This is a genomic window from Microvirga sp. Mcv34 (genome assembly GCF_024519725.1).
Taxonomy (GTDB): domain Bacteria; phylum Pseudomonadota; class Alphaproteobacteria; order Rhizobiales; family Beijerinckiaceae; genus Microvirga.
Genome location: NZ_JALJRK010000128.1, coordinates 1 through 8,685, shown reverse-complemented (window position 1 = coordinate 8,685; position 8,685 = coordinate 1). Strand labels below are relative to the sequence as shown.

Here is an 8,685-nt window from a genome sequence, read left to right as displayed (position 1 = left end):
CCTGGACCAAGCTCAAGGGCGTTGCGGCCGCCCACGCCTGAGGCGCGCAGGCGACGGGGTAGAACGTCGGCCCCTGGCCGCGCCGGCGCGGGAACCCGCAGAAGAGTTCGGGCAGTCGCCGGAGCTCGATGTAGACGGAGGCGTGGAACAGGCCGTCGAAGATCCGGGCCGCCTCCCGCTTGAAGCCGTAGCGGGCGAGCCCCAGCCCGATCAGCGCGTTGTCATGCGGCCAGACCGAGCCGTTATGGTACGACATCGGGTTGTACCGCGGCTCCGTCGACGCGATCGTCCTTACGCCCCACCCCGAAAACGAGGACGCCTCCATGAGCGTTTCTGCAATCCGTGCTGCCCGCTCAGGCGGCGCAATGCCGGCGAAGAGTGCGTGTCCTGCATTGGACGACCGGACACGGCAGGGCCGCTTGCCACCATCCAGCGCCAGAGCGTAGGTGCCGAGATCCTCGCACCAGAACGCCTGGTCGAACCGCCGCTTCATCTGCTCGGCTTCCGCCTCAAGCAAAGCCGCCCGCTCCGGCATGCCTAAGCCGGATGCGATGAGCGCGGCGGCGCGCTTGGCGGCGTAAACGTAGGCCTGGACCTCACACAGTGCGATCGGACCCTGGGCCATGCTGCCGTCAGCGTGGAAGATGGAGTCGTGGCTGTCCTTCCAGCCCTGGTTGATGAGCCCTTCTTGCGTCCGGCGCCCGTATTCGACGAAGCCGTCGCCGTCGCGATCACCGTAAACGTCGATCCAGCGCAGGGCGGCCTCGATATTGGGCCAGAGCCGCTCCAGGGTGGCAACGTCCCTCGTCCGCTCCAGGTAGGCGCCGCCCAGCATGATGAAGAGCGGCGTCGAGTCGACGCTGCCGTAATAGCGCCGGAACGGCACCTCGCCGAGTTCGGCCATCTCGCCGTATCGCACCTCGTGCAAGATCTTGCCGGGCTCGGCGTCCGCTGCCGGGTCTTCCGAATTCGCCTGGTTGGCGGCCAGGAAGCTGAGGACGCCGCGGGCCAGCGCAGGATCCATCCACAACGTCTGGTAGGCCGTGATCAGAGCGTCGCGCCCGAAGGCGGCGCTGAACCATGGCGTGCCGGCATAAGGGTAAGGCCCCTCGGGCGTATCCGTCACCAACATATACAGATCGGAAACGGAGCGTCGTATGGCTTCGTTAAAGATCTCGTTCGAAGTCGCGATGGAGGCGGCACGCGACGAGGACTGGCGCAACGCGCGTCGCGCCTCGACCATCGACGACAGATAATGCTCGCGCGGGCGCCGCAGGGGCACGGCGTCGTCGCATCGGACCTCGACGAAGATCACTGATCGCTGCCGAGGCGCGACCTCGATGTCGAACACGGCGCGTCCCGACTCCAGGTGTTCAGGAGCCGGATCGAAGCGAAGACGTGTTGTTCTGGTCTGGTCATCGAGGCCGCTGTAAGTGAGGGTGACGCACCCAGAGCCGACGTCCGCCGGATGGAATGTTCCCCGGCGCATGCGGCGCGTGCCGCGGACCTCGAAGAGGTCCGCGAAGTCAGCCTCGAAACGCAGTTCCAGCGTGAGGCGCTGTGGCCGGTCGCCAAAATTGCGCACAAGCAAGCGCTCGAAACAGGTCGACTTCCAAAGGAACTTGGACCGCCTGATATGGATCACGTCGTGTTCCAAGAGGAGCCGGCCCGTCCCGTCATGCAAATCCGGGTTGGTCAGATCGCAGGTGAGCACGGCGTTGTCGTCGCGCAGCGTCGACGACAGGAGGATCGGCTGGGCCCCGTTGATCCGCAGATCCAGATGCGAAAGGTGACGGGTGTCGCGGTGGAACACCCCGTCCGGGCTCCCCTCCCCGGACAACACGTCGCCGTTCCGGTCGAACACCCCGAAGGTATCCCCGTGCTTCAGGGTCCGCGGGCGCCGCTCCTGCAGCGAGGATTGCGACGCAACGGCGAATTGGCCCAAGCGGACGTCGGTTGGGTCATCAGGCACATCGACATGCAGGTTCATGTCGTCGTCCTCCACCAAGAAAGTGAACCAAAGCAACGCTGATCTTACGCGACCGCATGCAAGCCGGACCCGGTTCCGTTGGCACGGCGCAGATGGGTCGCATCGCGGCGCACGCCAGGCAGGCTTCGGTAGATGTCGAGGTAGTCGGCCGCCATCCGTTCGACCGTGAAGCGCCGTTCGAAGCAGCGTCGCACCTCGGCCCTCTCCAAGACCTTGAGCGTGTGGACGGCGCCTACAGCTTCCTCGACGGTGTCGACGATGAAGCCGGAGCGCCCCTGCTCGATCACCTCTGGCACCGATCCACACCTGAACGCGATCACGGGGGTGCCGCAGGCCATCGCCTCGATCATCACGAGACCAAAGGGCTCGGGCCAGTCGACCGGGAAAAGCAGGGCGGCGGCATTGCCGAGGAAATCGGCTTTCTCGCTCTCGTTGATTTCGCCGATGAACTCCACGTTCGGATGGGCGTCGACCATGGGCTTGATGACCTCGTCCCAATAGGCCTTATCAGCGTTGTCGATTTTCGCCGCCATCCGGAGGGGCATTCCGGCCTCGGCGGCAATCGTGATCGCCCGGTCGGGGCGCTTCTCCGGCGAGATCCGCCCCAGGAAGGCGAGATAGCCACCGGTGCCTCGGGGTCGGAAGGGCAAAAGATCCCGGGGGAGGCCGTGGTAGACGGTGCCGACCCAGTTGGCCTGCCCGATCGGCTTGCGCTGATCGTCCGAGATGGAGACGAGCGGAATGTCCGGGAACATCCTGTAGAACGGGGCGAGGTCGACGAGGTCGAGCCGTCCATGGGTGGTCGTGACGGTCCTGTCCGCGAACTCGCGAATGAGCGGGAAGTGCAGCAGGTCGATGTGGAAGTGGATGACATCGAATTCATCCGCCCTCTGCCTCACCTCCTCCAGCATCATGATGTGGTAAGGCAGCGGATCCTTGACCGACGGATTGAGGCGCAGCGCCAGATCGCAGCAGCGGACAAGCTTGGCTTTGGTAATCGAATCGCCTGAAGCAAACAGGGTAACATCGTGCCCCTGACGGACCAGCTCTTCGGTGAGATAGGAGACGATCCGCTCGGTCCCCCCATAGAGCTTCGGCGGAACCCGTTCATACAATGGAGCCACTTGGGCAATCTTCATCGGCAAGACCTCCTCTAAGAGCGAAGAATCGACAATGAGATACGCGCGGCCGGGGAAAGTCGGCCCGCACGGCACAGAGCGGTTTCGAGATAGGAAACGCGCTCAAGCTTGCAAGGGCCGGGACGGCAGTGAAGACAGTGCCGGCCCGGCAGGTTTTTCATCCGGTGGCTTATGCAGCCTCGTCCCGGAGGTCCGTCGGGCAGGCGGTTGCCTTAAACGAGGGTCTCGGAACGACGGCGAGCGGCGGGCGGCCCTCCGACGTGACAGCGCTCGCGGCTCGCCGCGCTGCATCGATCTGGCCGTAGACCCGGAGCCACTCGAAACCGGGCTTGTAACGCAGATCCATGAGCGGGCGCAGTTCAGGCTGGGCCAGGTCCATCACGGTCGCGTCGCGCCAGCGCCTCTTCGTCGGCTGTCTGCGGCAGAATGGCCAAAGCCGCCTTACCTCCTCCTCGACCTGCAGCACGATTCTGCCACCCATGGTGCGGCGAAGATCGAAACGTCCGGTGAGGGACATCGCTTCCTCTCCTTTCCGTTATTCGTCCCGCTGGCCCAAGAGGGACAGCAGAAGCTGGAAGAGGTTGAGGAAGTCGAGGTAAAGGCTCAGCGCTCCGAACACCTTGCTCGTGAGAGCGGCGTCGCCATGGGCGAGGCCAGCGACATACTCCTCCTTGATCCGCTGGGTGTCCCAGGCGGTCAGTCCCGCGAACACGAGCACGCCGATCACCGTGATCGTGAACTGCAGGGCGGAGCTTGCCAGGAACAGGTTGACCAACGAGGCCAGGATCAGCCCGACCAAGCCCATGAGGAGGAAGGAGCCCCATCCGGAGAGATTGCTGCGGGTGGTGTAGCCCCACAGGCTCAAGGCGCCGAACGCCGCCGCCGTAATGAAGAAGACGCGTGTGATGCTCTCGCCGGTATAGGCCTGGAGCAAAGCCGCAAGGCCGACGCCCTGGAGGGCCGTGATGCCCCAGTAGATCCCCTGGAGCCCTGCCGGAGACAGGCTCCGTGCGCCGAACGATGCGATCATGATCAGACCCAAGGGAGCCAGCAAGGCGACCCAACCGAGCGGGGTCAACTCGCGCGGCCCGGAGTAGAAGAGATCGCCCAAGGGCGTGTTCGCCACTGCGTAAGCGACGGCGCCACTCAGGGCGAGCCCGAGCATCAGGTAGTTGTAAACGCCGATCAGATGCGCCCGCAGGCCGGCGTCGAACTCAACCCGCGACCGCGTGAAAGTGCCTGACCCAAATCCGTATGGCGCCAGGCGAGAATTGTCACTCCACCAAGACATGACAAACCTCTTCAAACTGTTGCCGACTAGGTTCAGCGATGACTTGAAGGGCCCCCGCCGTCTCGTCCGGAAACCTTGCGGTCCTCGCAAGGACAAGACGGTACGGACTGCCTCCTCAGAGTACATCGGCCAACCTGAAAGAACAGGCTTGGCACTCTAGATTTGGGAGCGCCAACCGAAGCTATCAAGACTTCAATCCCCCTCAGGTTCCAAGCGCATCGGCCCCTCCGTGTTTGCCCCCTGGCTCGCAGAAACGCGACTGTCACACGCCGTTTGATCGGCTCCGGGAACGGGAGCTTGCCCGTAGGCGACCCGGTCCTGTGCGGGTCAGGCGCCGTCGTCTGCTGGAGAGATGAAAGCTTTCAGAAGACGGGCCGACGGCTCCAGACAGCCGTGCGCGCGGCCGTCACCTGGGCGGCCGGGTCCGCACGGTACGAGCCCGAGCCCAATCCGTTGGAGCTAAAGCCCGGCGTCCTGCTTGAGGCTGCGCCGTCCGGACGCTCTTGCGCCTCGTCACGCAGGGATCGATGCGCGTCACCATTCAAGCGACGTCCAGATTGAGAAGTGGCGATACGTTCTCTCCGTGATATCGAAATAATCCCGGATGTCCTGTGCATCCTTCGGATCCGAAACGGTTCTGACAAACTCTGCGAAGGCATCGCGCAGGGCATCAGCGGATGGATGTCCCGCTCCTATCCCATATGCGCAGAGATCGAGAGCCAGCCCTACCTGTTCGGCTCGTTGCGGGGAAAGCTTTTCAAGGGCCGGCGTGACGAACCGGTGCGGGCGTATTCTCCACTGTTCGGCCAGTTGCTCTTTGACGATCTGTCCGTCCCGTCTCCATCGGACGCATCCGAGTCGCTCCAGAGCCGCAATGAATCGATCACTTGCCGTGGCGGTATGTGCCGTCATGTGAGGTGTCTCCATTCGAGCGGTTCGTGAGTTGCTGTTGGAAACCTTTGGCCGCGGATCCTCGCGTTCCTGATCGTGAAGCACCAGGAAACAGCCATGAGGATAATCGACCGATCCAGCTAATGCCGGACAGACCGCAAAGTTCTGTCCGGCAAACCGGATCAGCCATGCGATGCAGGAGGCCTTGCGCTCGCCGGGCCCAGGGCTCATCCGTTGTCCTCGAAGCCGGGATAGAGAGTGATCCCACCGTCGACAAAGAGGGTGGTGCCGGTCACATAATCGCTTTCATCCGTCGCCAGCCACAGCACGGCTTTGGCAACGTCCTCCGGCTCACCAATGCGGCCATAGGGAATGAGCCGCAGCAGCTTTTGCAGCGCCTCCTCCGTTTCCCAGGCAGGCCGATTGATCGGGGTGCGGATTGCGGCTGGTGCGATGCCGTTCGCCCGGGTCCCCTCTCGCGCCGTCTCCTGCGCAAGGCTCTTCATCATGAGCATCACCCCACCTTTCGAGGCTGCGTAGTTGGCGTGGCCGGCCCAGGGGATGACCTCGTGGACAGACGACATGCAGATAATCTTGCCACGCGCCCGGGACAGGTCAGGGCGTTTCTCCTGGGAGAGGAACTGCCGCACCGCAGCCCTGCAGCACAGGAATTGCCCCGTCAGGTTCACATCGATCACCTTGCGCCAATCGACGAGGGTCATCTCGGCAAAGGGGGCGTCTCTCTGCAGCCCGGCGTTGGCCACGAGGATATCGAGGCGGCCGAAGCGCTGGATCAGTCAAATACTCCCTGGACGGCAGCTTCGTCGGACACGTCGGCTTCTAAAGCGACGGCGTCGCCGCCGTGGGACAGCACTTCGTCCGCAAGCCGCTCGGCGGCTTCACGTTCTGAGCGGTAGTTGATGGCTACCCTGGACCCCGCGCGGCCAGCGCCTTGACAACGCTGGCGTCGATCCCGGACGATCCTTCTGTGACAGGCGCATACTGGCCTGCCAAACTCATCAAGCCTTCCTTTCTGCTGCGATCACGATCTCGCCCCTTGTTCACGACCGAGTTTCCGCCGCACAGATAGAGAGGCCCTTCAATCGGAACAGGGCGCAAGAGACAGAAGCGTGGCGGCTGCTTGGTTCGCTTCCGCTGTGCAACTAAATCCCGTCGCCAGATGTTCAATATGGTCTGTATCCAGTCGCTTTCGCCAGGCGCAAACCGGGGTCCCGCGGTTTCCTCTGGCGATCGCAACCGATGGGAATGAGGCAAGCCATGGTCGACAGCTCTCGGCAGAACTCTGCTACAATTCTGCAAGATGCCTATCGTCTGCTGTCACTTGTCGCGGGCGATCCAGTCATCCTTGCCATGGGCACTCCCCAAGACCCCTTGATGAGACTCCGCGACGAGTTCCTGGTGGGCGAAGTTGCTCGTCTCCTGGTCAGCACGGCGGCTATGAGCCGGATCCGAAATGAGCAGCTGAAAATGCGGCGGGATGAACCCGCACAACCCGGACTTCACTCAGGAGCGGAAGACGAGTGCGGGACGCTCTGGCCAGATATTATGGAGCAGGTTGAGATCCCCCTCACCTTCCAAGAAGCCTGTGACAGGATCGTTCACGCCAATAACATTGTGCCCGAGGCAGCCGGAAGCCCAGCCGAAACGCCTTTCTCATCCAATATCGTCCTGAAAGGCCGCTTGGAAGGCAGGGCATGGGCAGCCCATATCGACATGGTCGCGTATGTGCGAGCCTGTGCGAAGAGCATCGAAGTACCGAATGATCTCGATTGAATGCCCGCGAGCAGGCATTCAATCGATCGGTGACCTGATGATGCTCAATCGAGACTGATCTCTGCGTCGCCTAACCCATCAGCAACCGGTACATATATCCGGGATGATCTCTTTCGGGTCTCGGTTCAAGAGCCGCTCATATTTCTTCGAAATGTCAGCCCGTTGCCGAAGGCCAGGTTTTTGGACTTGCTCCCTGTTCACCTGGTTCAAATCCTGTCGATCCATGGCGGTTTCTGCTTGGGAAACAAGCGTTTGCTCCCGCCGCGCGAGGACTGGCTGAATAGCCCCAACGATCAGGAGCAACGCTGCAAGGAGATGCCATCGCATAGGAGTTCTCTTGTGATCTGAAATAACCTCGAAGTCATGTTTGCATTCATCGTCGATGACTGAACCATGCCGGGTCGTCATCCAGGCTGGGCTTTAGCGGCCCCGGGCCGCTCACCCATGAGCCGCATGCCAACCTGCACTTTCCGTCGATGACACGGGCATGCCTGCCAACGGGCATGACGGGTCCTAGGAACGCTCCTGCTGCCATAGCGCCTGAGAGAGGGACGCCGAGTAACCTTTGGCGGCCGGTGGCGCGGCAGCCCGCTTGCGGAACCACGTTGATCTGTTTCGTCCGTCCGCACCGCACGATGTGCCTGCGGGTATCGGAGAGATGTCAGGAAGCCCAAAGCCAGTGGGAGCGACAACACCGTCATCCCTCCGGAGATGACGCTTCCCAGCACGAACGGTGTCAGCATTCTCCGCATCCCGGACCTCTCCATCTGTGTGGCCGGTCCAAGCCGGCCACACGCTGAGCAGGATATGGGCGAGTTGTCACGCCACACCCTTAGTTTGCCCGTCCAACCCCTACGCCGCAGCCCGCTCCGTCTGTCCGTGAGAGACGTTGCCGATGACAAGGCCAGTAGGACCAACCCGGACCGGCACGGTCGCGCCGTCGTGGATCTCGCCGGCGAGGATGGCTTCGGCCAGCGGATCCTGCACGTGCTTCTGGATCACGCGCTTCAGCGGGCGCGCGCCGTAGGCCGGATCGTAGCCCTTGTCGGCAAGCCAGTTGCGCGCGTCCTCGTCGAGCTCCAGGGTGATCTTGCGATCGGCGAGCAGCTTCTGCAGGCGGCCGAGCTGGATGTCGACGATGGCGCCCATCTCCGAGCGCTTCAGCCGGTGGAACAGAATGATCTCGTCCACGCGGTTGAGGAATTCGGGCCGGAAGTGCGAGCGCACCACGCCCATGACCTCATCGCGCACCTCGTCGGTGTCATGGCCTTCCGTCTGGTTCACCAGATATTCGGCGCCCAGATTCGAGGTCATGATGATGAGCGTATTCCGGAAGTCCACGGTGCGGCCCTGGCCGTCCGTGAGGCGTCCGTCGTCGAGCACCTGCAGCAGGACGTTGAACACATCCGGATGAGCCTTCTCGATCTCGTCGAACAGCACGACCTGATAGGGCCGGCGACGCACCGCTTCCGTCAGCGCGCCGCCCTCCTCGTAGCCCACATAGCCGGGAGGCGCGCCGATGAGGCGGGCGACCGAGTGCTTCTCCATGTATTCCGACATGTCGATGCGCACGAGCGCGG

8 protein-coding genes are annotated in these 8,685 nt (G+C 62.9%); 1 reads left to right on the top strand and 7 read right to left on the bottom strand.

All coding sequences use genetic code 11. The features are described from left to right. From OC446_RS28075 to OC446_RS28050, 6 genes are all read right to left on the bottom strand, one after another. The coding region (locus tag OC446_RS28075) for an amylo-alpha-1,6-glucosidase (RefSeq protein WP_262032234.1) at positions 1-1,990 on the bottom strand (1,990 nt) is incomplete at its 3' end. 44 nt (positions 1,991-2,034) lie between these two features. Beyond that, entirely contained in the window at positions 2,035-3,129 is a 1,095-nt protein-coding gene (locus tag OC446_RS28070; RefSeq protein WP_262032233.1) for a glycosyltransferase family 4 protein, read from the bottom strand. A 169-nt stretch (positions 3,130-3,298) separates the two neighbouring features. Next, positions 3,299-3,646, bottom strand: a complete 348-nt coding sequence (locus OC446_RS28065) for a hypothetical protein (protein WP_262032232.1) — start codon at positions 3,644-3,646, stop codon at positions 3,299-3,301. An 18-nt stretch (positions 3,647-3,664) separates the two neighbouring features. Then, a complete protein-coding gene (locus OC446_RS28060; RefSeq protein ID WP_262032231.1) occupies positions 3,665-4,420 on the bottom strand; it encodes a Bax inhibitor-1/YccA family protein in 756 nt (251 codons plus the stop codon). A gap of 534 nt (positions 4,421-4,954) precedes the next feature. After that, a complete protein-coding gene (locus OC446_RS28055) occupies positions 4,955-5,542 on the bottom strand; it encodes a hypothetical protein (protein ID WP_262032230.1) in 588 nt (195 codons plus the stop codon). Further along, positions 5,539-6,075 (bottom strand): SDR family oxidoreductase, encoded by a 537-nt coding sequence (locus OC446_RS28050; RefSeq protein WP_315986555.1) that lies wholly within the window; start codon positions 6,073-6,075, stop codon positions 5,539-5,541. Before OC446_RS28050 ends, OC446_RS28055 begins: the two co-directional genes overlap by 4 nt. Before the next feature lie 514 nt (positions 6,076-6,589). Here OC446_RS28050 and OC446_RS28045 point away from each other — a divergent pair. Continuing rightward, positions 6,590-7,105, top strand: coding sequence for a hypothetical protein (locus OC446_RS28045; RefSeq protein WP_262032229.1), 516 nt, complete (start codon positions 6,590-6,592; stop codon positions 7,103-7,105). 852 nt (positions 7,106-7,957) lie between these two features. Here OC446_RS28045 and OC446_RS28040 read toward each other — a convergent pair. After that, positions 7,958-8,685: AAA family ATPase (locus OC446_RS28040; protein ID WP_262032228.1), on the bottom strand; the 728-nt coding region annotated here is incomplete at its 5' end.

Bases quoted from the DNA above. Each gene is read 5' to 3' on its own strand.
- OC446_RS28045 (WP_262032229.1), top strand. From the start codon at position 6,590: ATGGTCGACAGCTCTCGGCAGAACTCTGCTACAATTCTGCAAGATGCC.
- OC446_RS28065 (WP_262032232.1), bottom strand. From the start codon at position 3,646: ATGTCCCTCACCGGACGTTTCGATCTTCGCCGCACCATGGGTGGCAGA.
- OC446_RS28055 (WP_262032230.1), bottom strand. From the start codon at position 5,542: ATGAGCCCTGGGCCCGGCGAGCGCAAGGCCTCCTGCATCGCATGGCTG.
- OC446_RS28060 (WP_262032231.1), bottom strand. From the start codon at position 4,420: ATGTCTTGGTGGAGTGACAATTCTCGCCTGGCGCCATACGGATTTGGG.
- OC446_RS28070 (WP_262032233.1), bottom strand. From the start codon at position 3,129: ATGAAGATTGCCCAAGTGGCTCCATTGTATGAACGGGTTCCGCCGAAG.